Source organism: Janthinobacterium aestuarii (assembly GCF_051380835.1).
GTDB lineage: Bacteria > Pseudomonadota > Gammaproteobacteria > Burkholderiales > Burkholderiaceae_D > Janthinobacterium > Janthinobacterium aestuarii.
The window spans coordinates 906,774-930,133 of sequence record NZ_JBNYXU010000001.1; the positions used below are offsets into that span (position 1 = coordinate 906,774).

Sequence of the window (23,360 nt, forward strand, 5' to 3'; positions counted from 1 at the left end):
CCTCCTGTTGAAAATGCCAGTGTGCCGCCAGGGTGCGGCAGGGTCTGTTCGCTCTCCCACACAAAGTATGGAATTGGAAATATTTCAGTTATTGCTAGCTTGCAATCTTGTTGTGCGTAGACAGCAGGAGGGGGAGGGATAGTCGGTATTTGGCGCAAATTTCCGCGCGCGGGAGGCGACGCAGGCGGGCTTTAGTGTATAATTTCAATTTCCCGCACGTGCCGTTCGGCACCATCTGCAATGACCAAATTTGTCTTCGTCACTGGTGGCGTTGTGTCTTCCCTTGGAAAAGGGATTGCCGCCGCCTCCCTCGCCGCGATCCTCGAATCGCGAGGCCTTAAAGTCACCATGCTCAAGCTCGACCCGTATATCAACGTCGATCCTGGCACGATGAGCCCTATGCAACACGGTGAAGTATTCGTCACCGACGACGGGGCCGAAACCGACCTCGACCTCGGTCACTACGAGCGCTTCATCTCCACCCGCATGAAAAAGGTGAATAACTTCACCACTGGCCAGATCTATGAATCGGTGATCCGCAAGGAACGCCGGGGCGAATATCTGGGCAAGACCGTGCAGGTGATTCCGCATATCACCAATGAAATCCAGGATTACATCCGCCGTGGCGCCGAAGGCTACGACGTGGCCCTGTGCGAAATCGGCGGCACCGTCGGCGATATCGAATCGTTGCCATTCCTGGAAGCGGCGCGTCAGCTGAGCCTGCGCGCCGGCCGCAAGAACACGGCTTTCGTTCATCTGACCCTGGTGCCTTACATCGCCTCGGCCGGTGAGCTGAAAACCAAGCCGACCCAGCACTCGGTGCAAAAGCTGCGCGAAATCGGCATCTTGCCAAACGCGCTGCTGTGCCGCGCCGACCGCGCCATCCCGGAAGACGAGCGCGCGAAAATCTCGCTGTTCTCGAACATCGAGGAAGACGCCGTCATTTCCGTGTGGGATGTCGACACCATCTACAAAGTGCCGCAAATGCTGCATGACCAGGGCCTCGACAAGATCATCTGCGACGCGCTGGACCTCGATCCCGCACCGGCCGACCTCTCGATCTGGAGCAAGCTGATCTACACGATGGAACACCCGAAGGCGGAAGTGACCGTCGGCATGGTCGGCAAGTATGTCGAGCTGACCGAGTCGTACAAGTCGCTGATCGAAGCGCTGCGCCACGCCGGCATCCACACGGAAAGCCGCGTCAACATCGAGTACATCGATTCGGAAGAAATCGAAACGACCGGTTGCGACAACCTGGGCAAGTACGATGCCATCCTGGTACCGGGCGGCTTCGGCAAGCGCGGCGTGGAAGGCAAGATCAAGGCGGCCCAGTTCGCCCGTGAAAACAAGATCCCTTACCTGGGCATCTGCCTGGGCATGCAAGTGGCCCTGATCGAATACGCGCGCAACAAGGCAGACATGCCGAACGCGAATTCGACCGAGTTCGACCTTGATACGGATCAACCTGTCGTTGCACTGATCAATGAGTGGCAAAACCACGATGGTAAAGTCGAGTTGCGCGATGAAAACTCGGACCTGGGCGGTACCATGCGCCTGGGCGCGCAGACCTGCGCCGTCAATCCGGGCACCCTCGCCGCCGAGATCTACGGCAGCGTGGTGACCGAGCGTCACCGTCATCGCTACGAAGCCAATAATCACTACCTGGCCCGTGTCGAAGCGGCTGGCCTGATCGTTTCGGCCCGTACGCCGAGCGAAGATTTGTGCGAAATCATGGAATTGCCACGCACGGGTGAAAATGCCCACCCATGGTATATGGGCGTGCAATACCATCCTGAGTTCAAGTCGACGCCACGCACCGGCCATCCGTTGTTTACCTCGTTCATCAAGGCAGCGCTGGCGCACAAGGAAGCCAACGCCGTCGCTGAATAACGCCGGTCGATAGCACAGTATTACCCGTAAGACAGCTCCCGGCCTGATAGTCTCCGCCGGGAGTTTCTTTGCCCCCTTTGTGCAATTGCGCATCAGAACGCAGTGTGCAGCCCCTGTTACGCTTAACTTTGGAGAATGACATGAGTGCTATTGTTGATATTATCGGTCGCGAAATCCTGGACTCGCGCGGTAACCCGACCGTCGAATGCGATGTGTTGCTGGAATCGGGCGTGATGGGCCGTGCGGCCGTACCGTCGGGCGCCTCGACCGGTTCGCGCGAAGCCGTGGAATTGCGCGATGGCGACGCCAAGCGCTACTTCGGCAAGGGCGTGCTGCAAGCATGCGAAAACATCAATACCGAAATCTCCGAAGCCATCATGGGCCTGGACGCCAATGAACAGGCTTTCCTGGACCGTACCCTGATCGACCTGGACGGCACGGAAAACAAATCGCGCCTGGGCGCCAACGCCATCCTGGCCGTCTCCATGGCCGTTGCCAAGGCTGCCGCCGAAGAAGCGGGCTTGCCGCTGTACCGCTATTTCGGCGGTTCGGGCGCCATGCAGATGCCAGTGCCGATGATGAACGTCATCAACGGCGGCGCACACGCCGACAACAACCTGGACATCCAGGAATTCATGATCATTCCCGTGGGCGCTCCGTCGTTCAAGGAAGCCGTCCGCTACGGCGCGGAAGTGTTCCACACGCTGAAAAAGATCCTGCACAAGAAGGGCCTGAACACCAACGTGGGCGATGAAGGCGGTTTCGCGCCATCCTTGGCCAACCATGAAGAAGCCATCAAGCTGATCATCCAGGCTATCGAAGAAGCGGGCTACGAGCCAGGCACGCAGATCGCCATCGGCCTCGATTGCGCCGCGTCCGAGTTCTACAAGAACGGCAAGTACGAAATGGAAGGCGAAGGCCTGAGCCTGACCGCCACCGAGTTCACCAACCTGTTGGCGACCTGGTGCGACAAGTACCCGATCATCTCGATCGAAGACGCGATGCATGAAGGCGACTGGGACGGCTGGGCGATCCTCACAAAGGAACTGGGCAAGAAAGTGCAACTGGTGGGCGACGACCTGTATGTCACCAACACCAAGATCCTGAAAGAAGGCATCTCGAAAGGCATCGCCAACTCGATCCTGATCAAGATCAACCAGATCGGCACCCTGACGGAAACGTTCGCCGCCATCGAAATGGCCAAGCGCGCCGGCTACACGGCCGTCATTTCGCACCGCTCGGGCGAAACGGAAGATTCGACCATCGCCGATATCGCCGTCGCCACGAACGCCCTGCAGATCAAGACCGGCTCGATGTCGCGCTCGGACCGCATGGCCAAGTACAACCAGCTGCTGCGTATCGAGGAAGACCTGGGCGACATCGCCAGCTACCCTGGCCGCGATGCGTTCTATAATCTGAAGTAAGCTGATGTAAAACCCACTGGCCGGCCGGAGATATCCGGCCGGTTTGTTAACCGACTACCCCATGCGCCTGATTACGCTTGCCCTGGCAGCCCTGCTGCTGCTGATCCAATTTCCCCTCTGGCTGGGTAAAGGCGGCTGGCTGCGCGTTGCCGACATGGAAGCCCAAGTAGCGGTGGCGAATAAAAAGAATATGGAATTGAAGGCGCGAAACGCCAAGCTCGAATCCGAAGTGCGCGACCTGAAAGATGGTACGGGCGCCGTCGAGGAGCGTGCCCGCTATGAGCTGGGCATGGTCAAACAGAATGAGATTTTCGTGCAGATCGTGCGCAAGGGACAAACCCCGCCACTGCAGGAAACGCCGGTGGACGCTGCCGCGCCGCACTGAGTACTTCCCACTTGCCAGCCTGAACCGATTGCCAGGCTGACATATCACAGCTGTATTACTACCTGATACTTCTTACTTTCTACTGCTATACACGACTGCCTTGTTGCTTGCTGATCAGAAACGGGCCTTGCCGGTCGAGATCAGGTAGAAATGGATGCCGGTAACGACGACGGCGACGGCGATCAGTGCGGTTTCGAGAATCATCATATAAAAATCCTTTCAGTATTGAGTTAGCCGCGCGAGGCGAGGAAGCGCAACTCAGAAGCCAGATTCGGCATCAGGTTTTCGTAACGTGCCGCTTCCGAGTTCAGCAGGGCGATGTCGCGCTTGCTTGGGCGCACATAGCGCTCTTCATTGGCGACGCTGCTGGCGATGACTTCCTTCTGGGCCAGGTCGCTGTACGGCTTGGAAGCGAGCAGGGCGCTCAGGAAGGCGCGCGTGGCACGGCCCAGGTTGCTGAAGTAGTTGTCGTTGTCGTTGCTGTAGGTGTTGGTAAAAGTGGACATATGCCCTCCATGAATGGTCTGTTGTTGCATTGCACAATAATGGAGTTCACGATATATGTCTAATTCCAAATTCCAATTTCAGAAATTCAGAAAGCGAATAATAAGGGCGTAGCCGCCGGCCACGCCCTGAAAAAGAATTTGTTACGAAATGTTTATCCGGCGGCGATGCGTCCCAAACCCGGATCGTCGCTGAAAAAGCCGTCCAGCCCCGTCTCGATATAGCGCCGCATTTCCGCCACGGATCCCGCTTCGTTGCGCGCGTTTTCACCGTTGCCGTCGCGGAAGTCGGCCGCCAGGAAACGGTTTTCCGGACGGAAGGTCCACGTGTGCAGCAACAAGCCCGCCTGGTGCGCATCGTCGACGATGGCAGTGGGCTTGGCCAGGCGCTGGTCGGCGCCCAGCGGGATAACGCCTCGCGTGGGCGGCGCCACCACGTCCGCGTAGGCGGCGATGTCGCGCAGGCCGGCCGGCGTCGTCATTTGCCCGAACGTCAGCTTGCCACCCGCCTTGGCCACGTCCATCGGGCGGATATCGCCGCCCACCACCAGCTGCATCAGGCGCACGTTGGCGCGCCGTCCCAGCTTCTCGCGCAAGTACTTCAGGTTCGCCACTTCGAAGGACTGGATTTCAATCGGTGCGCGGCGCGTGTATTCGTGCGCCAGCATGCTCGACAGGAAACGGTCTTCCAGCGCCAGGCCCGCATCGCGGAAGTAGGTCGAGCTTTTCAGCTCGGGCACGAGGCCGATGATGCGTCCGCTGGCGGCCGATTGCGCTGCAACAAAATCGATGATTTCTTCCCAGGTCGGGATCTGGAATTGTCCATCGTAAAGGGTGTTGCCTGTGCGTACCTTCGGCAGCCGTTCGATGGCGCGCAGGGTTTTCAGTTCGGCCAAGGTGAAGTCGTCGACGAACCAGCCTTCGTGCCATTCGCCGTCGACCATCTTCTTGCCGCGCCGGCTGGCGAATTCGGGACGGCGCGCCACGTCGGTGGTGTCGATCAGGTTGCTTTCATGGCGCGCCACGAGGATGCCGTCGCGCGTGGCGACCAGGTCCGGTTCCACGTAATCGGCGCCGTCGAGGATGGCCTTGGCGTACGACGCCAAGGTGTGCTCGGGACGCAGGGCGCTGGCGCCCCGGTGGGCGAACACGAGCGGACGGGCAGGTGGCGTGGCCAGCAGGCCGGCCGCAAAGCCGGGCGCGGCGGCCAGCGCCAGGCCGCCGGCGGCCGCGCGGACGAAGCTGCGGCGCGAAAAGTGCCGTTGCGGCAAGATTGGCGTACGCATCAGAAGTCCGCCGTCAAGGTGAGGAAGCCCTGGCGCGGGGCGATCGGGAAGGTGTTGTACGTCTTGTCGGCCGCGCCGACCACCACGTTCAGCGAGCCTTCGCGGTTGGCCAGGTTGCTGACGTTCACTCTCCAGCGCGGGTTTTTCAGCCAGCTGGCCATGGCCGGCAGCTTGCCCGACACGCCCAGGCCCATCAGGAAATAGCTGGGCACGGACAAATCGTTGGTGTACGTCGCGTAGCGCTTGCCCACATAGTCTCCCGTCAGCTGCACTTCGATATCGCCAAACGTCGCCGAGGCCACGAACTTGTTCAGCCACTCGGGTGAGCCCGGCACGTTTTTGCCGGCTGTGAGCACCAGCGTGGCACCATTGTCGTAATTGTCCGCGTACTGCGAACGGTTGTACGACAGGGCATTGTAGAACGAAAAATTATTGCCGAAGTGAACGGTGCCGGCGATATCGATGCCGTTCGTGCGCACGCTGCCCACGTTGGCCAGCACGGGGTTGCCGCCGATGATAGAGGAAATCACGGGGGTCGGGCTGATCTGCAGCAAGCGGTTGCTGAAGTCGACATGGTAGACGTTGACTTGCCCATCGATGGAAGTGATGGCGCCCAGGTTCAATGGATGGCTGCCGCGCACGCCCACTTCATAGGTGAGGGCTGTTTCCGGCTTGGCATCGCGCTTGAACAAATCAAAAGCGGCCTGGCTCGACAAGCTCCACGGCGAGGCGCCGCCACCGCCATAGGTGACGAACTGGCGCATGTTTTTCTGGATGTTGAAATACAGCTGGTCTTGCGGTGTGACATCCCAGCGCGCTCCCACTTGCGGCAAGAACCATTTTTTCGTGTTGATGGTGCCGACCGGCAAGGCCGTCGAACCGCCGGCAATGGCGCCCTTGGCTGGCTGCACGGGGAATTGGCCATCGGCAAACTGCAGGCTGGACTTGAAGCCGGCCTGCAGGGCGATATCGGGACGGATGCGCCATTCATCCTGCAAGTGCAGCTGCACCACCTTGTTGTCGATCTCGCTGCCGTACTGGGTGATCAAAGGATTGCTGGGGCGGTCGTACGGCGACGTCGGGTTGTTGACGTCCAGCGCATACCAGCGGCGGTAGGCGGACGAGCGGTTCTGTTCCAGCCACAGGCCCGCTTCCAGCTGGTGATTGCCGATTTCCTTGCGCAAGGTGGAAAGGAAGCCGCCGCGCTTGATGTCGTATTCCGTCGTGCGCACGGCGTAGCCCGAGTTGCCGAAGACTTCCTTCAGGTTCTGCTTCGGGTAGTACACGCTGAACAGGCCCGGCAAGCCGGCCACGCCGATGGGGCCGGCCACCACGCCCGCGCCGTCATCCTTGTGGTAATACATCTGGTTGGACCAGGTCATGCCTTCGGACAAGTTGGCGTCGAACTTGGCGTAGGCCAGGTAATCGGTGCGCTGCGCATCGCTGTAGTAATTGCGGTAATTGTTGCCGTCCGCGGCGGGCGTCGCGCCCGTTGGCGACAGGTAATTGAGGGCCGCCTTGAAGTCCGGGTACAGGAAGGGGCGCGTGTAGGGCGCGCTCGTTTCGCCGGCCACGTGCACGGTGCTGTCTTCGTTCGGCTCGATCTTGTCCGAGTAATTGAAGAACAGGGTCAGCTTGCCTGCCTCGCTGCGGTTGACGTACTTGGCATTGAACTGGTCGCCGCCCTGGCGCGCATCGAAGTCCCAGGCCCGCGCTTCGTGGTGCAGGATGGAAAAATAGGCGCTGCTGCCGTCGCCGAAGGCGCCCGTGTCGTAGCGGGCAAACGTGCGCGAAGTACGGTGGCTGCCCACCGTTTGCTGCACGCTGGCGCCCTGCGTGGCCAGCGGGTCGCTGGAATAGGTTTCGATGGTGCCGCCCAGGTTGCTGGTCGAGGCCGTGGCCAGGTCGCCCGCGCCCGACGACAGCACGACGCTGCGCACGTTTTCGCTGATCACGGCGCGCTGCGGCGACAGGCCGTTGTAGTTGCCGTACTGCTGGTCGCCCAGCGGCACGCCATCCATGGTGTAGCCCAGTTGCTGGCCAGAAAAGCCATGCACGAACAGCGACAGGTTCTGTTCGTTGTTGCCCCACGGATCGGCCGTCTGGAAGCTGACGCCCGGCAAGGTTTGCAAGGCTTTCAGGGGATTCGTGCCGGGCAGGATTTTCTGGATTTCATTCTTGCTCAGGGCGACGGAAGAGCGCGTCTTGCGCGAGGAAATCTCCACGGTGGCCATCGGTGCGCCGTCATCGGCGGCAGTGGCGGGTGCGGCCATCTCGGTCGTGGCCGAGGCTACGGCGGCGGCCACGGCCGTTTGCGCCAGGGCAGGCAAACTCAAGCCCGCGGCGCAGGCGCCCAGCAAAACATGGAAGGAATGGCGGCGCAGGGCCAGCGTCAAGTGGGTGGTCATCATCAGCCTGTGGAAAGTATTGGGAGTAATACAAGCTGCGCAGCGTAACGGCGGCGCGTGACGGGCTGATGACGAACTGATGACGGGAAGATGACAGCAGAAACAAAGGCGCCGTCTGAGAGACGGCGCGAAGAATATTACAATTAGTTAATGCTGGCTGCGGGTGGAATGAGCACCTCTGCCGGCGCATCCGTGACGAACAGCTGCGCGCAATCGACCTTGTCGAACTCGTAGTGCTGGCCGCAGAAATCGCAGTTCACGCCCACTTGTCCCACTTCTTCCAGGGTGCTGTTGACTTCTTCCTCGCCCAGCATCTTGAGCATATTGCCCACTTTTTCGCGCGTGCAGCTGCAATGGAAGCTCGGGTGCAGCGGGTCGAAGACGCGGATCGTTTCTTCCCAGAACAAACGCTGCATCAGGGTATCGATGTCCGTCGACAGGATTTCCGCTTCTTTCAGGGTCGAGGCCAGCATCACGGCGCGGTTCCACGTGTCGAGCGCGTCTTCTTCCGACACGGGCGTCGCTTCGGCCTTGCCGCCATGGTGGGGCAGCTTTTGCAGCAGCAGGCCGCGCGAGACGGTGTCGTCCGTGGCCAGCCACAGACGCGTGTCGAGCTGTTCCGAGCGCAACATGTAGTTTTCGATCACGGTCGCCATGTCGTCGCCGTCCAGCGGCACGATGCCCTGGTACGGTTGCTGGCCTGGTACCTTGTCGGCCGGGTCCAGGGTGATGATGAAGCGGCCCTTGCCCGTGGCGTTGAGCAATTGCGGCACGGTGGCCACGTCGGCGATGATGGCGTCCGGGTCGAGCTTGGCCGTGGCGCGCAGGCGCAGGTCGGAGTCGCACTCGACCACCATCAGGCGCACGGGACCGTCACCATGGATTTGCATGATGATGGAGCCGTTGAATTTCAGGTTGGCCGACAGCAGGGCGGCGGCGGCCACCATTTCGCCCAGCACTTTTTTCACGGCCGTCGGATAGGCGTGGCGCGACACCACTTCCTGCCAGGTGTGGGACACGTCGATGAACTGGCCGCGCACGGCGGCGTTGTCGAAAATAAATTTTTGCAGGGTATCCTGGCCGGTAGCGGCTGCGCTGACTGCGCCCGTGATTTCAGTCGTCATTCTTTTATCCAATCTTCTTGAGTTGCGTATTAAATAGCTGGCCGCGCTGCACATAGTTCACGGCGTTGCCTTGTAGCCTGGTGATATCGTCTGCCGTCAGGGCCCGCACGGCTTTCGCCGGTGAGCCGAGGATCAGCATATTGTCGGGAAATTCCTTGCCTTCCGTGACCAGCGCGCCCGCGCCGACCAGACAATTCTTGCCGATCTTCGCGCCATTCAGGATCACGGCCTGGATGCCGATCAGGGCGCCATCGCCGATCGTGCAGCCATGCAACATTGCCTGGTGGCCAATGGTCACGTTCTGGCCGATGTCAAGCGGGTAGCCAGGGTCCGTATGCAGCACGGCGCCTTCCTGCACATTGCTGTTGGCGCCCACGGTGATGCGTTCGTTGTCGCCGCGAATCGTGGCGCCAAACCAGACGGACGTATTCGCTTCCAGGGTCACCTTGCCGATCACGTTGGCCGTGTCGGCAACAAAAGCGGAAGCATCAATCTGCGGCGCATCGGCGCCCAATTGGTAGAGTGTCATCGTTAGCCTGTGGCGGTGGTGGAAGCGCCGGGGGCGGCCGGACGCGGAAGTTTTGCGCTATTTTACGCTGTTGCAGGGCAAGTCCGAGCGCCGACCGTCAATCCGGTATAATTATCGAACGGTCGTACTTTTATGGCCGTACTATCGACAGACACAGCATGTGGCGCCATCTGCGCCACTTTCAAGGCAGGCATCCGATGAAACCCATGAAACTTTCCCGTTCCGAATTCATCAACATCCGCGGCGCCCGTACGCACGTGCGCCACTGGGGCCGTGTAGGGGCGCCCATCCTGTTCATGGTGCATGGCTGGATGGACGTGGCCGCCTCGTTCCAGTTCGTCGTCGACGAGCTGGCCGGCGACTGGCACGTGATCGCGCCCGACTGGCGCGGCTTTGGCCTCAGCGACTACACGCAATCGGACACCTACTGGTTCCCCGACTACCTGGCCGACCTGGACGCCATGCTGCTGCATTACTCGCCGGACGCTCCCGTCAACCTGCTGGGCCACAGCATGGGCGCCAACGTGGCCGGCCTGTACGCGGGCGTGCGGCCCGAGCGCATCAGCCGCTTCATCAACCTGGAAGGCTTCGGCATGATGGCAACAAAACCGGAGCAGGCGCCGGGCCGTTACGCCAAGTGGTTGGACGAATTGCGCGAGCCGCCCGCCATGCGCAGCTATCCCACGCAAAAGGCCGTGGCCGAACGCCTGCAAAAGACCAATCCGCGCCTGCCGGACGAGCGCGCGGCGTTCCTCGCCGAACACTGGTCGGCGCAGAACGAGGCGGGCGAGTGGGACATCATGGGCGATCCGCAGCACAAGCGGGTCAATCCCATCCTGTATCAGGTGGAAGAAGTGATGGCGTGCTGGCGCCGCATCACGGCGCCCGTGCTGTGGGTAGAGGCGGATGAGACGAATATGTGGCAATGGATGGGGCCCAAGGAACAGGCGCGCATAGAAATCGACCGGCGTTTGGCCTGCATCAAGGATGTGCGCTGCGAGATGATGGCGGATGCGGGCCATATGCTGCATCATGATCAACCGGCGGCACTGGCGCGGCTGGTGGAAGCCTTTTTGGCCTGATGTGTGTCGGGAACGCCGCAGCGCGATTTGACAAGCAGCGTACAATGAAAACTTCTTCCATGCTGAGCCCGTGCAGGGTATTGTTTTCACATGCTTAAAGTCGACCTGCATTGTCATTCGAATATCTCCGACGGCGTGCTCGCGCCCGCCGCCGTGGCCGCGTACGCACGCAAGGCCGATGTGGACGTGTGGGCCCTGACGGACCACGATGAGATATCGGGCGTGGCCGCCGCGCGTACGGCCGCGCTGGACCTGGGCATGCGTTTCGTGGCCGGCGTGGAAATTTCCATTACGTGGGCCGGCGAAACCGTGCACATCGTGGGCTTGCAAGTCGATGAAAACAATCCGGATCTCGTGCAGGGCTTGCACCAGACGCGCTCGGGGCGCGACGCGCGCGGCCGCGAGATTGCCCGTCAGCTGGACCTGGCCGGCATTCCCGATGCCTATGAAGGGGCCTTGAAATTCGTCGGCAACCCGGACCTGATGTCGCGCACGCACTTCGCCCGCTACATCGTGGAAATGGGGAAATGCGCGAACATCCCCGACGTGTTCAAGAAATACCTGTCGGAAGGCAAGCCGGGTTATGTCGAGCACCGCTGGGCCACCCTGGCCGAAGCGGTGGGCTGGATACGCGGCGCGGGTGGCGTGGCCGTCATCGCCCATCCGGGCCGCTACCGTTTCAGCGACATGGCGCAAGGCGTGCTGTTCGATGAATTCAAGCAACTCGGTGGCTTGGCCATCGAAGTCGTCACGGGCAGCCATAGCCCGGACCAGTATCCCGAATACGCGCAACTGGCCAACGCCTACGGCTTCCTCGCCTCGCGCGGCACGGATTTCCATGCGCCGGGTGAATCGCGCGTGGATTTTGCCAAGTTGCCGCCGCTGCCATCGAATGTAACGCCTATCTGGCACGACTGGTTCTAGGGCGCGGCCGGCCTGCGCCTGCCATGCGGGCTTGAAAAGTCGCGGCTGCACACTTATCTTTTAGCTATTCTGTTTTTCCGGAGCCAACGCCCATGAAACGTATCGTCCTTTTTATTGCAACCAACCTGGCCGTGATGCTGGTGCTGTCGCTCGTGCTCAGTTTGCTGGGCGTGGGCAATCCGGCGCGCGGCAGTACCTTGAACCTGGGCAGCCTGCTGGTGTTTTCGCTGGTGGTGGGCTTCACGGGATCAATCTTTTCCCTGTTGATCAGCAAGCCGATGGCCAAGTGGAGCACGGGCGCGCGCGTGATCGACAACCCGACCTCGTCGACGGAATTATGGCTGGTCAATACCGTGCGTGCGCTGTCCGAGCGGGCCGGCATCGGCATGCCGGAAGTGGCCGTGTACGAAGGCGACGCGAATGCGTTCGCCACGGGCGCCTTCAAAAACTCGGCGCTGGTGGCCGTCTCGACCGGCTTGCTGCAAAGCATGAACCGCGATGAAGTCGAAGCCGTGCTGGGCCACGAGATCGCCCACGTCGCCAATGGCGACATGGTGACGCTCACCCTGATCCAGGGCGTGGTGAATACCTTCGTCGTCTTCATGGCGCGTGTCGTGGGTTTCTTTGTCGACAATGTGCTGCTGAAAAATAATAACCGCGAAGGCGGCGGACGCGGCATCGGCTATTTCGTCACGGTGATGGTGTGCGAAGTGATCTTTGGTCTGCTCGCTTCCATCATCGTCGCCTGGTTCTCGCGCCAGCGCGAATTCCGCGCAGATGCCGGTTCGGCCAAGCTGCTGGGCAGCCCCACGCCGATGATGCATGCGCTGGCCCGCCTGGGCGGCGTGCCGCCGGGCGAGCTGCCGCAATCGATGCAGGCGCTGGGCATCAGCGGCGGCAATGGCGGCTGGGGCGCGCTGTTCGCCACCCATCCGCCGATCGAACAACGCATCGCCGCGCTGCGCGGCGTACAATAATGCTAACTTAACAAGCTGGTTCGCCAGAACGCTTACACATGAGTCAATTTTTCCAGATTCACCCTGACAATCCGCAATTGCGCCTGATCAAGCAGGCGGCCCAGATCATCCAGTCCGGCGGCGTCGTGGCCCTGCCTACGGATTCCTGCTACGCGCTGGTGTGCCAGCTCGACGACAAGGGCGCCGTCGAGCGCCTGCGCCGCATCCGTGGCGTGGATGAAAAGCACCATCTCACCTTGCTGTGCCGCGACTTGAGCGAGCTGGGCGTGTACGCCCGCGTCGACAACCGCCAGTTCCGCCTGCTCAAGGCGGCCACGCCGGGCGCCTATACCTTCATCCTGGAAGCGACGAAGGAAGTGCCGCGCCGCCTCAGCCATCCTTCGCGCAAGACCATCGGCCTGCGCGTGCCGCAGCACCGCATCGTGCAATGCCTGCTGGACGAACTGGGCCAGCCCCTGCTGGGCGCGACATTGACCTTGCCCGGCGACGAAGAGAGCCTGACTGATGCCGACACCATCCGCGAGCGCCTGGAAAAACTGGTCGACCTGATCATCGATGGCGGCGTCTGCGCGCATGGCCCCAGCACCGTGATCGACTTGACGGGACCGGAGGCGGAAGTGGTGCGCGTGGGCCGCGGCGACCCGGCCGTGCTGGGCTTGTAGAGGGTATCGCGCGCCTGTTGCCGCGCCGGTCTTCACCTGTTCTTAATGACAACGTAAGAAAGGGCGTAGTTCGCCTCTGGTAGAATCGCGGTCATGAGCGATTTCAATACGATAGTCCAGACCGTTGCGGTGTACCTGGTACCGGTGCTGTTTGCCATTTCCCTGCATGAGGCGGCGCATGGCTACGTCGCCCGCTATTTCGGTGACCCCACAGCTTCGAACGAGGGCAGGCTGAGCCTCAATCCCATTCGGCATATCGATCCTTTCGGCACGATCTTGCTGCCTTTGATGCTGTATTTCGCGATCCAGGTACCGTTCGGCTATGCCAAGCCGGTGCCCGTCGATTTCAGCCGCCTGCGCAATCCGAAGAAGCAGATGGCCTGGGTGGCGTTTGCGGGGCCTGGCGCCAATTTTGTCATGGGCCTGGGCTGGATGATTGCCTTTGTCGTCCTCAGCGTCCTGCCGCCAACGGAAATGGGCATGTTTTTCCGCAAGATGGCGGGCGCCGGCGTCAGCGTGAATGCGGCCATGTTCGTCTTTAACCTGATTCCCGTGCCACCCCTCGATGGCGGACGCATCATGACGGGCTTGCTGCCGATGCAGTTGGCGCGTCCTTACGCCAGCATCGAACGCTACAGCCTGTATGTGTTCGGTGCCCTGGTGCTGCTGATGTATACGGGCGTATTGAACCGCGCCCTGCTGGCGGCAATCGAATTTGTCATAGGCATTTTTGTCACCATGGTCACGCCCCTGACGGCTCTGTTGACGTGATACAAGCAACTGGATAGTCGCACATAATTGATGGAAGTACCGATGCAAGCAATTGAACCAACAGTAGAAACCGAAGCGATTTCCGGCTGGCTGCGCCGCTGGGCGCCCCTGATCCCGGGCGGCGAGGTGCTGGACCTGGCCTGCGGCGCTGGCCGCCATGCGCGCCACCTGGTGAGCCTGGGCCACCCCGTGATCGCGCTCGACCATGATCCGGAAATGCTGGAAAAAGCGGCCGGCACTGGCATCACCACGTCGCTGGTGGATCTGGAAGCGCCGGGCGCCGTATGGCCCTTCGCGCCCGGCCGCTTTGCCGGCATCGTCGTCACCAATTATCTGCACCGGCCGCTGCTGGAAGCCATGGTTGCCAGCCTGGCGCCCGATGGCGTGCTGCTGTATGAAACGTTTGCCGAGGGCAATGAACAGTTCGGCAAGCCGTCGAATCCGAAATTCCTGCTGAAGGAAGGCGAAATGCTGACCTGGGCCGTGCAGCAGGGCTTGCGTGTGGTAGCGTATGAGGATGGGCGCGTGGAACAGCCAAAAGCTGCTCTTGTGCAACGAATTTGCGCCGTCCGGCCGGATTTTCCACGGTTGGCAGCGCTGCTGCCGACGTTTTGAGCGGCCATACTATGTCAGAATGCACCACAGGCGCGGGCTATCCGCTACAATCGTTGTTTTATTTATCGGCGCTATAAACTTACTATGATCAAGGGCAGCATTGTAGCAATCGTCACCCCGATGCACGCAGACGGCAGTCTGGACTTTCCAGGTCTGCGCAAGCTGATCGACTGGCATATCGCCGAGGGTACGGACGGCATCGTCATCGTTGGCACAACGGGCGAATCGGCAACAGTCAGCGTGGAAGAACACTGCGAACTGATCCAATTGACCGTCGAACATGCCAAGGGACGCATTCCTATCATCGCCGGCGCCGGAGGCAACTCCACGGCCGAGGCCATCAAACTGACGCGCTACGCGAAAGAAGCGGGCGCAGATGCTGTCTTGCAAGTGGTGCCATACTACAACCGTCCTACCCAGGAAGGCATGTACCAGCACTTCAAGGCCATCGCCGAAGCCGTCGACATCCCCGTCATTCTGTACAACGTGCCGGGCCGTACTGTTGCCGACATGAGCAACGAGACCATCGTGCGCCTGTCTGCCATCCCGAATATCGTCGGCGTGAAAGATGCGACCGGCAATATCGGCCGTGGCGTCGACCTGCTGCGTTTGGTTCCAGCGGACTTCGCCGTGTACTCGGGCGACGATCCGACCGCCATGGCGCTGATGTTCTGCGGCGGCCACGGCAATATCTCCGTGACGGCCAACGTCGCGCCGCGCGCCATGCACGAACTGTGCGTCGCGGCCATGGCGGGCGAGCGCGCCACGGCGATTGCCATCAATAACAAGGTTTTTCCTCTGCACCAGAAGTTGTTTGTCGAGCCCAACCCGGTGCCCGTCAAATGGGCGATGGCCGAAATGGGCCTGATGCCTGCCGGCATACGCTTGCCACTGGTGCCGCTGGCTGAAAATTGCCATGCCACCGTGCGCGATGCCTTGCGCGACGCCGGCATCCTGTCTTAAGACCGAACTTCAAGCCCGGACTTGACCAGTCCGGACCTTCCCTGATTCCAGCTGCTACTTAGCTTCTTATCCAGTTACGACATGACTAATTGCAAGAAAAACCAATCGGCGCCTGCCACCATCGCCGTCCGCGGCATCGTCATCGGCGCCATCGCAGCCAGCCTCGCGGGCTGCGGCATGATCAGTTCGGTAGTCGGCGGCGACAAGGTCGACTACAAGTCGGTCAAGAAAGCCGGCACCCTGGACGTGCCGCCTGACCTGACGCAATTGCAGCAGGACAACCGCTACTCGCTGCCGGATTCGAAAAACGGCGTGGCCACGGCTTCCGGCTACAACGCGCAGCGCAACGCCACGGCCGGTACGCCCGTCGTCGTGGGCGCCGACGGCGTGGTCGGTGTCGTGCCGGTCATGGCAGGCGGCGTGAAGGTCGAGCGCGCGGGCAACCAGCGCTGGCTGGTCGTCAAGCAATCGCCTGAAGTGCTGTGGCCGCAACTGAAACAGTTCTGGGAAGATTCGGGCTTTACCATTGCCGTCGACCAGCCTACGGCTGGCATCATGGAAACCGAGTGGAATGAAAACCGCGCCAAGGTGCCGCAAGACTTTATCCGCAGCACCATCGGCAAGGCTTTCGATTCGCTGTACTCGACCGGTGAAAAAGACAAGTTCCGTACCCGCGTGGAGCGCCTGGCCGATGGCTCGACCGAGATCTACATCAGCCACCGTGGCGTGGAAGAGGTCGTCACGGGCCGCGACAAGGAAACCACCACCTGGACCGCGCGTCCCAACGATCCAGGCCTGGAAGCGCAATTCTTGGCCAAGCTGATGACGCGCCTGGGCGCAGCCAGCGACGATGCGCAAGCGAAGACGGCTGTCGATGCCGCCATCGTGCAGCCCCAGCACGCCAAGCTGGTCGGCGACGCCGCCACGCCGGCGCGGGCAATCGAAGTCGATGAAGGTTTCGACCGCGCCTGGCGCCGTGTCGGCCTGGCGCTGGACCGCGTCGGCTTTACCGTGGAAGACCGCGACCGCACGCAAGGCACGTATTTCGTGCGTTACGTCGATCCGGATGCAGTCAAGAAAGACGGTTTCTTCTCGAAACTGTTCAGTTGGGGTTCGTCGTCCGACAAGGACAAGGAAGCGCAGCGCTATCGCGTCCTCGTCAAGGCCGGCACGGGCTCGACCAGCCTGGTCAGCATCCTCGGCAACGAAGGCCAGCCAGATACCTCGCCAGTGGCAGAGAAGATCCTGGGTCTGCTGAACGATCAGTTGAAGTAAGCGCTACATTCGCGGCAGGCATTAGAACCTGCCGCGCATTACAAAGGCTGGCCCGGTGGAAACCGGGTCAGCCTTTTTTATTGCCTGCGTCCGGCGTTATATCCTGCGGATAAAACGCCGGACGCAAAAAAGCCGGCCCGAGGGCCGGCTTTCTTTAGTGCAGGGTGCTAAATTACTTAGCAGCCGATGCAGCAGCCGAAGCAGCCGAAGCAGCGTCGGTAGCGGCCGAAGCGGCAGCCGAAGCAGCAGCAGCAGCGTCGGTAGCGGCCGAAGCAGCAGCGTCAGCAGCAGCAGCTGGAGCAGCTTCAACTGCTGGTGCTGGTGCTGGGGTTTCAACTACTGGTGCTGGTGCAGGAGCTTCTTCTTTTTTGCTGCAAGCAGCCAGAGCAACAACCATCAGGGAGGCGATCAGCAGGGATTTTTTCATTTGTTTTCCTTAATTATTTCAAAAAATAAATCAACATTGTTGCGATGAATAATTACCGGTAATTATCGCTCGTTAGGTCGTCTTCGAAGGCTTTTCGTACCAGGTGGTGCCTGCCAGACAACGGAAACTTCCTAACCGAATATTATAGCGATTTTTGGTGCGTCGCAATAGGAGCAAGAGGCAAATTCGCAACTATTTTGTGATATCGCAATATTTGCCGAAGCAAATTGCAAGCAAGTGTAAGCGATTTGCGAAAGCGCGACAAAACGATATAAAAATAATATCTTTCTTTGCGCTGGCGCAGATGCTGTTATTTTACCTACTGTAATACCACTTTGCTACGCTGCACCCATTCAAGCCAGTTCGATCCAGCCATCCTGATACCAGGTATACAAGGCATCCATCACGTCATCGGAAGCCTGGGCCACGGCGGCGCCATCGAGGGCGCGTTCGTTGGCCAGGGTTTCCAGGGCCGTTTTGTCAGCCTTGCCAATGGCAAACGATTCGCCATTGATGAAGACATTCTTGCCACGATACAGCATCAGCGTCTTGCGCGACAACACGACACCCTTTTTCTGTGCGGCGTCCGCGAAGCGGCCCACCGTCAGCGGCTTGGACAGCGGCGTGAAAAACACATTGTGCTTCGGTTCCGACAGGTGTTCACCGAGGAAAATGGTGACGTCTTCTTCCGTAAAGCGCACCTTGTTCAGCTCTTCCGCGATGGTGCTGAGCATTTCACGGGGGATTTCCGCCGGCTTGCCCGACGCTTTCAGGTCCGGATCGCTGTAAATGCCCGGCAAGTCGATCGAGTCGGCCATGAATTGCAGGAAAGCTTCGCCCAGTTCCTGGAACGAAGGCGAGCGGAAACCGATCGAATACGTCTGGCAGTCGCCGATGGCCACGCCGTCGTGCGCGTAGTGGGGCGGCAGGTACAGCATGTCGCCCGGTTCCAGGGTGAATTCTTCGTCGGGCGTGAAGTTGCTGAGGATTTTCAGCGGCAAGCCGTCGATCAGGCTCAGGTCTTTCTGCGCGCCGATGCGCCAGTGGCGCTTGCCCTGGCCTTGCAGCAGGAACACGTCATAGGAATCGAAATGCGGGCCCACGCCGCCGCCATCGGTGGCGAAGCTGACCATCAGGTCGTCCAGGCGCGCGTCCGGCAGGAAACGGAACTGGCGCAGCAGGGCGTCAGCCTTGGCGCTGTGCAGGTTGGCGCCCTGCACCAGCAGCGTCCATTCCTTCTGTTTCAGCGAAGGCAGGCTGGTCAGCGGACCTTGCTGCATGTTCCAGTGGCCATCCGCATGGCTGACCAGGCGCGATTCAACGTGATCGAGGGTAGCCAGCTCGGCCAGGGCCTTGAAATCGAACAGCGCCTTGAAGCCGGGTACGGCTTGGCGGATCAACAGGGGCTTTTTATGCCAGTAGTCGCGCAGGAATTGCGCCGGCGTGATATCGCCGAGGAGAGTTAATGTTTTCATGCGCCCATTATAACAACCGGAAATGCAGGAATGCGCCTGCCGTTGGCGGCGTGAAGGTATAATTTGCCAGCTTATACAATGAAAGGAAGCATAATGAAGATTGCCAAAAATACGGTCGTGACTGTCAACTACAAACTGTCAGACGCGCAAGACAATCTGATCGAAGACGGCCGTCAGCCGATGGTCTACCTGCACGGTGATTATGAAAACACCCTGCCGAAGATCGAAGAAGAACTCGACGGCAAGGAAGTTGGCTACTCCAACACGATCCAGATCGAACCGGATGATGCTTTCGGTGAATACGATCCAGCCCTGGTCAAGGTCGAGCCGCGCAATCGCCTGCCTGAGCCGCTGGAAGTGGGCATGCAGTTCGAAGGCATGCCGGAAAGCGATTCGCCGGACGAAGAAGCGATGATTTTCACCGTCACCGATATCGCCGACGACAAAGTCGTGCTGGATGGTAACCATCCACTGGCCGGCATCGCGCTGCGCTTCTCGCTGACCGTCGCTGACGTGCGCGCCGCCACCGATGAAGAAATCGCCCATGGCCACGTGCATGGCGCACACGGCCATGACCATGGTGATGATGAAGAGGGTGACGAAGGCGATCACTTCCGCTCGCATCCGATTCACTAATATCGCTTGTTCCAGGCCGGCTACATGCCGGCCTGTTTGCTGATGCGCTAGCGGCGCACGGTCGACGCCCTGACCCTGGCTTGCGCCGATGGCCTGACGGCGCGTTGACGCACCTCAAAGAATGGCGTCTTGCCTGGCCGTACGGCGATGGCGGACCAGTCGTTGTCGATGCTGACGTGACCCAGGTTGCCTTTCCAGCTGATTTTCGGCCCGCCTGCCTTGGCCGCGGCCTTTTTACTTTTCCCTTCCTTGCCGTCCGCGTCGCCATCGCGCTGCGTATCGACCAATAACACCTTGCCGCTGAACTTCTTCGTCAGGGTACGGACCTGCTTGCGCGATCCGGCAAAGCCGTCCTGTTTTGAGCTGAAGCTGGGCAGCAACGAATTGTCGTCTTCATCGAGCACGCCCATGTCGCCGTCGGAGAACAGCACGATACCGTCGAGTTTCTTGCGCTGCGCCATGGCGAACAGGCGCTGCAGCCAGGAACGGTTGGCGACCAGGCGGTCTTCGAATTCGCTGTTGCGTCCCGCTTCCGGCAGGAAATGGTTGTTATTCGCGGGCAGGTTGATGGTGGCAAACAGCACGCCGCCATATTCCCAGTGGGCGTTTTCCGCATAGCTGCGGAACTTCGCCGTCGATGACAACCGCGACAGGGTCAGCTTGCGCTGGCCCAGGCTCTGGTCGTCGGCGAAATACACGTCGCGCAAGCGGTTCAGGCGTTCGATGGCGTTGACCCTGCCGCGCGAGTTGCGGCAGTTGGCCCAATCGCTGGCCGACAGCGAGACGATCAGCGGCGGGCCGCTGGCGTCGAGCAAGTCCTTGCGCTGGCTGTACAGTTTGTCGCTGCACGATTCGCTGGCCGCCTTGATGCCGGTGGCCACGACGAAAGATGCATTGAAGGCGCTGGTGTCGGCGATGGCTTTTTTCAGGGGGCCATCGTCCGGTCCGGCGTTGAAGGAGTGGCCCAGCACGGCAAACTCGAAGCCGGCCTGGTCGCTCTGGGCGGCCAGCGCCGCTTGCCATGGCAGGCTGGCAGCCAGCAAGCCGGCGGCCAGCAGGTGTATCGTGCCGCGCCGGCAGGTCATGCGGCGGCCAGCCGTTTCAACTGATACAGCTGCTCGAGCGCATCGCGCGGCGTGAGCGCATCGGGATCGAGGTCGGCGATGGCGTCGAGCAAGGCTTGCTGCGCCGCGTTCAGCGCGGCCAGCGGCGCCGCCGCTTCCTCTTCTTCCTCCTGCGCATACGGATCGGCGGCCGGCGCGGCGAACAGGTCGCGCTGCGGCGTGGCGTCGAGCGCCTGCGCTTCCAGGCGCGCCAGGTGCTTGCGCGCGGCCTTGATCACGGGCTGTGGCACGCCGGCCAGTTGCGCCACCTGCAAGCCATAGCTTTGCGAGGCGGGACCGGCCTGCACGGCGTGCAGGAAGACGATGCTGTCCTTGTGCTCGACGGCGGACAAGTGCACGTTGGCGGCGCTCGGGTGGCTGTCCGGCAGTTGCGTCAGCTCAAAGTAATGTGTGGCGAACAGGGTGAAGCTGCGGCTCGTGTCGATCAGATGGCGCGCGATGGCCCACGCCAGGGCGAGGCCGTCGAAGGTCGAGGTGCCGCGGCCCACTTCATCCATCAGCACCAGCGAGTGCTCGGTGGCGCCGTTCAAAATGGCCGCCGATTCCGTCATTTCCACCATGAAGGTCGAGCGTCCGCCCGCCAGGTCGTCGGTGGCGCCGATACGCGTGAAGATGCGGTCGATGGGGCCGATGGTGGCGGACGCTGCCGGCACGTAGCTGCCCACGTAGGCCAGCAGGGTGATCAGTGCCACCTGGCGCATGAAGGTCGATTTACCGCCCATGTTCGGACCGGTAATCAAGAGCAGACGGCGTTCGTTGACGAAGCGGCAGTCGTTGGCGATGAAGCGTTCGATCTGCTTTTCCACAACGGGGTGGCGGCCTTCGACGATGTTGATGCACGGCTCGTCGACCAGTTGCGGCGCGGCCCAGTTGTGCTGCTGCGCATGTTCCGTCAGTGCATTCAGGGTGTCGAGCTGGGCCAGGCCTTGCGAAATGGTCTGCAAGGTACCGATGTGCGGCGCCAGGTCGGCCAGCAGCAGGTCGTACAGCATCTTTTCGCGCACGAGGGCCTTGTCTTGCGCCGACAGGGCCTTGTCTTCGAAAACCTTGAGTTCCGGCGTGATGTAGCGCTCGGCGTTTTTCAGGGTCTGGCGGCGGCGGTAGTCGTCGGGCACCTTGTCCGTCTGGCCGTGCGTCACTTCAATATAGAAGCCGTGCACCTTGTTGTATTCGACGCGCAGGTTGGCGATGCCCGTGCGGGCCCGTTCGCGCGTTTCCAGGTCGAGCAGGAACTGCCCCGCGTTTTCCGACAGCGCGCGCAATTCGTCCAGTTCCGCATCGAAACCCGTAGCAAACACGCCGCCGTCGCGCACCATCGCGGCAGGTTCCTGCGCCACGGCGCGCACCAGCAAGTCCAGGCAGGCAACAGGCGTGGCCAAGGCTGTGTGGATGGCGGCCAGCAAGCCGGTTTCGCCGCCCTGGCCAGGACCATAGCAGCGCACGACGTCGCCGCGCAAGGCCGGCAGTTGCAGCAGGCCGTCGCGCAGGGCTGCCAGGTCGCGCGGACGCGCCGACAGCAGCGCGATGCGCGTGGTGATGCGTTCGATGTCCGGCACTTGCGCCAGGGTGGCGGCGAGCGGACCGGCTGCTTCGCTTTGCGCCAGCGCGGCGATCGCTTCATGGCGCGCGCGCGCCACCTTCTGGTCGCGCCGCGCATGGTGCAGCCAGTGGCGCAGCATGCGCGAACCCATGGCCGTGCGGCAATGATCCAGCAGGGAAAATAAAGTGGGCGATTCCTGGCCGCGGATGGTTTCCGTCAATTCGAGGTTGCGGCGCGTGGCCGCATCCAGACCGATGAATTCGCTTTCCGTTTCCGTCGTCAGCGAACGCACGTGCTGCAGACCGCGTCCCTGCGTCGACTGCGCATAGCGCAGCAGCGCACCGGCCGCACCGAACGCGGCGCCCAGGCCATCGGCGCCAAAGCCCGTCAAAGTCGCCACGCCCAACTGGTCGAGCAGGGCCTTGTGGCCTCCCACCACGTCGAAATGCCAGTCCGGCACGCGGTTGATGTGCGTGCCCGCGTAGTCGTCGAACAGGTTGCCATTGTCGCCGCTCAAGATTTCAGCCGGCACGATGCGCTCGAGCTCCTGCTGCAATCGTACGGCGACGGTGCTGCTGTCGCCGGAAAACTCCATCAGTTTCAAGGCGCCGCTGGCCAGCGACAGCCAGGCCAGGCCGGTGGTGACCGTCTTGCGCTGCGTGATGCTGCACATGGCCAGCAGCGGGCGCTCGGCCTTCTCCGGCAGCAAGTCCGCATCCGTCAGGGTGCCGGGCGTGACGACGCGCATGACCTTGCGTTCGACGGGGCCCTTGCTGGTGGCCGGGTCGCCGATCTGCTCGCAAATGGCCACCGACTCGCCCAGCTTGACCAGCTTGGCCAGATAGCCGTCCAGCGAATGAAACGGCACGCCGCACATTTTAATGGGGTTGCCGCTGGCCACGCCGCGCGCCGTCAGGGTAATGCCCAGCAGGCGCGAGGCTTTTTCCGCATCCTCGAAAAACAGCTCGTAGAAATCGCCCATGCGGTAGAAGACCAACATCGTCGGGTGATTCTCCTTGATGCCTAAATATTGCTGCATCATGGGAGTGAGCTTTTCAGCCGAATTTTTCTTTGCCGCGGCGGCGTTGATTTCTTTTGGGACGGTGGTCATGTGTTCTTTGTCGTTGGTCCGGCGGCAGGAAAGGCATGCCTGCCGGGCTGTGTGTGGTGCTGTGTGCATTCAAGGCCGCGCCAGAGGGCGGAGCTTGGGTTCAAGGCCGTCATTTTACCGCTTTCGGCGGGCAGGGCGGGGTATTGCGTGCGGATGGAAAAAAGCCACGTCGATGGAATTGACGTGGCTTGGCGCATTTCGCCCGCTGGTGAGGCGCAGTGGATGG

The 23,360-nt window shown here is 61.1% G+C and carries 21 protein-coding genes; 12 read left to right on the forward strand and 9 right to left on the reverse strand.

Annotated elements, in window-relative coordinates:
* Window positions 1-240 precede the first annotated feature (240 nt).
* The 3 genes from pyrG to ftsB all read left to right on the forward strand — a co-directional run bounded on the left by pyrG (window position 241) and on the right by ftsB (window position 3,702).
* Window positions 241-1,893: a CTP synthase gene (gene pyrG, locus ACQ4WO_RS04110; protein ID WP_072455259.1), complete on the forward strand. Its 1,653-nt coding sequence runs from the start codon at window positions 241-243 to the stop codon at window positions 1,891-1,893.
* Between the two features lie 140 nt (window positions 1,894-2,033).
* A complete protein-coding gene (gene eno, locus ACQ4WO_RS04115; RefSeq protein ID WP_070260371.1) occupies window positions 2,034-3,317 on the forward strand; it encodes a phosphopyruvate hydratase in 1,284 nt (427 codons plus the stop codon).
* Between the two features lie 61 nt (window positions 3,318-3,378).
* The gene (ftsB, locus tag ACQ4WO_RS04120) at window positions 3,379-3,702 is read left to right on the forward strand and encodes a cell division protein FtsB (protein ID WP_070221436.1); all 324 of its coding nucleotides are present in this window, start codon (window positions 3,379-3,381) and stop codon (window positions 3,700-3,702) included.
* A gap of 230 nt (window positions 3,703-3,932) precedes the next feature.
* Here ftsB and ACQ4WO_RS04125 read toward each other — a convergent pair whose 3' ends face one another.
* The 5 genes from ACQ4WO_RS04125 to ACQ4WO_RS04145 all read right to left on the reverse strand — a co-directional run bounded on the left by ACQ4WO_RS04125 (window position 3,933) and on the right by ACQ4WO_RS04145 (window position 9,552).
* Window positions 3,933-4,208 (reverse strand): hypothetical protein, encoded by a 276-nt coding sequence (locus tag ACQ4WO_RS04125; RefSeq protein WP_436480332.1) that lies wholly within the window; start codon window positions 4,206-4,208, stop codon window positions 3,933-3,935.
* Between the two features lie 152 nt (window positions 4,209-4,360).
* A complete protein-coding gene (locus ACQ4WO_RS04130) occupies window positions 4,361-5,491 on the reverse strand; it encodes a glycerophosphodiester phosphodiesterase (protein WP_436480333.1) in 1,131 nt (376 codons plus the stop codon).
* On the reverse strand, window positions 5,491-7,902 hold the full coding sequence (locus tag ACQ4WO_RS04135) for a TonB-dependent receptor (protein ID WP_436480334.1): 2,412 nt from the start codon (window positions 7,900-7,902) through the stop codon (window positions 5,491-5,493). Before ACQ4WO_RS04135 ends, ACQ4WO_RS04130 begins: the two co-directional genes overlap by 1 nt.
* Window positions 7,903-8,042: 140 nt before the next feature.
* Window positions 8,043-9,023: an Hsp33 family molecular chaperone HslO gene (gene hslO, locus ACQ4WO_RS04140; protein WP_230517402.1), complete on the reverse strand. Its 981-nt coding sequence runs from the start codon at window positions 9,021-9,023 to the stop codon at window positions 8,043-8,045.
* Between the two features lie 4 nt (window positions 9,024-9,027).
* Window positions 9,028-9,552, reverse strand: a complete 525-nt coding sequence (locus ACQ4WO_RS04145) for a gamma carbonic anhydrase family protein (RefSeq protein ID WP_131687534.1) — start codon at window positions 9,550-9,552, stop codon at window positions 9,028-9,030.
* Between the two features lie 206 nt (window positions 9,553-9,758).
* Here ACQ4WO_RS04145 and ACQ4WO_RS04150 point away from each other — a divergent pair, with 206 nt between their 5' ends.
* The 8 genes from ACQ4WO_RS04150 (at window position 9,759) to bamC (ending at window position 16,821) form a co-directional block, all read left to right on the forward strand.
* Window positions 9,759-10,634: an alpha/beta fold hydrolase gene (locus ACQ4WO_RS04150; protein ID WP_139091531.1), complete on the forward strand. Its 876-nt coding sequence runs from the start codon at window positions 9,759-9,761 to the stop codon at window positions 10,632-10,634.
* A 90-nt stretch (window positions 10,635-10,724) separates the two neighbouring features.
* Entirely contained in the window at window positions 10,725-11,558 is an 834-nt protein-coding gene (locus ACQ4WO_RS04155) for a 3',5'-nucleoside bisphosphate phosphatase (protein ID WP_436480335.1), read from the forward strand.
* A 92-nt stretch (window positions 11,559-11,650) separates the two neighbouring features.
* Window positions 11,651-12,535 carry a protease HtpX gene (gene htpX, locus ACQ4WO_RS04160; protein ID WP_070303511.1) on the forward strand — a complete coding sequence of 295 codons (885 nt, stop codon included), beginning with the start codon at window positions 11,651-11,653 and terminating at the stop codon, window positions 12,533-12,535.
* A 38-nt stretch (window positions 12,536-12,573) separates the two neighbouring features.
* On the forward strand, window positions 12,574-13,197 hold the full coding sequence (locus ACQ4WO_RS04165; RefSeq protein WP_436480336.1) for an L-threonylcarbamoyladenylate synthase: 624 nt from the start codon (window positions 12,574-12,576) through the stop codon (window positions 13,195-13,197).
* Window positions 13,198-13,290: 93 nt separating this feature from the next.
* Window positions 13,291-13,968 carry a site-2 protease family protein gene (locus tag ACQ4WO_RS04170; protein WP_128142284.1) on the forward strand — a complete coding sequence of 226 codons (678 nt, stop codon included), beginning with the start codon at window positions 13,291-13,293 and terminating at the stop codon, window positions 13,966-13,968.
* A 42-nt stretch (window positions 13,969-14,010) separates the two neighbouring features.
* Window positions 14,011-14,583 carry a class I SAM-dependent methyltransferase gene (locus ACQ4WO_RS04175; protein ID WP_436480337.1) on the forward strand — a complete coding sequence of 191 codons (573 nt, stop codon included), beginning with the start codon at window positions 14,011-14,013 and terminating at the stop codon, window positions 14,581-14,583.
* Between the two features lie 84 nt (window positions 14,584-14,667).
* Window positions 14,668-15,546, forward strand: coding sequence for a 4-hydroxy-tetrahydrodipicolinate synthase (gene dapA / locus ACQ4WO_RS04180; protein WP_128142286.1), 879 nt, complete (start codon window positions 14,668-14,670; stop codon window positions 15,544-15,546).
* 81 nt (window positions 15,547-15,627) lie between these two features.
* Window positions 15,628-16,821 carry an NlpB/DapX family lipoprotein gene (bamC, locus tag ACQ4WO_RS04185; protein WP_436480338.1) on the forward strand — a complete coding sequence of 398 codons (1,194 nt, stop codon included), beginning with the start codon at window positions 15,628-15,630 and terminating at the stop codon, window positions 16,819-16,821.
* A 172-nt stretch (window positions 16,822-16,993) separates the two neighbouring features.
* On the opposite strand, the gene ACQ4WO_RS04190 is transcribed toward bamC, so the two are convergent.
* Together ACQ4WO_RS04190 and ACQ4WO_RS04195 are read right to left on the reverse strand one after the other, a co-directional pair.
* Window positions 16,994-17,248, reverse strand: coding sequence for a hypothetical protein (locus ACQ4WO_RS04190; protein ID WP_034783358.1), 255 nt, complete (start codon window positions 17,246-17,248; stop codon window positions 16,994-16,996).
* 353 nt (window positions 17,249-17,601) lie between these two features.
* Window positions 17,602-18,723 (reverse strand): cupin domain-containing protein, encoded by a 1,122-nt coding sequence (locus tag ACQ4WO_RS04195; protein ID WP_092710750.1) that lies wholly within the window; start codon window positions 18,721-18,723, stop codon window positions 17,602-17,604.
* Between the two features lie 93 nt (window positions 18,724-18,816).
* Here ACQ4WO_RS04195 and ACQ4WO_RS04200 point away from each other — a divergent pair, with 93 nt between their 5' ends.
* Window positions 18,817-19,359 carry an FKBP-type peptidyl-prolyl cis-trans isomerase gene (locus tag ACQ4WO_RS04200; protein ID WP_436480339.1) on the forward strand — a complete coding sequence of 181 codons (543 nt, stop codon included), beginning with the start codon at window positions 18,817-18,819 and terminating at the stop codon, window positions 19,357-19,359.
* Window positions 19,360-19,406: 47 nt separating this feature from the next.
* Here the strand turns inward: ACQ4WO_RS04200 and ACQ4WO_RS04205 are convergent, their stop codons facing one another.
* Together ACQ4WO_RS04205 and mutS are read right to left on the reverse strand one after the other, a co-directional pair.
* A complete protein-coding gene (locus tag ACQ4WO_RS04205; RefSeq protein ID WP_436480340.1) occupies window positions 19,407-20,444 on the reverse strand; it encodes a hypothetical protein in 1,038 nt (345 codons plus the stop codon).
* Window positions 20,441-23,134 (reverse strand): DNA mismatch repair protein MutS, encoded by a 2,694-nt coding sequence (mutS, locus tag ACQ4WO_RS04210; RefSeq protein ID WP_436480341.1) that lies wholly within the window; start codon window positions 23,132-23,134, stop codon window positions 20,441-20,443. The genes ACQ4WO_RS04205 and mutS overlap by 4 nt, the downstream gene beginning before the upstream one ends.
* Between the last annotated feature and the right edge of the window lie 226 nt (window positions 23,135-23,360).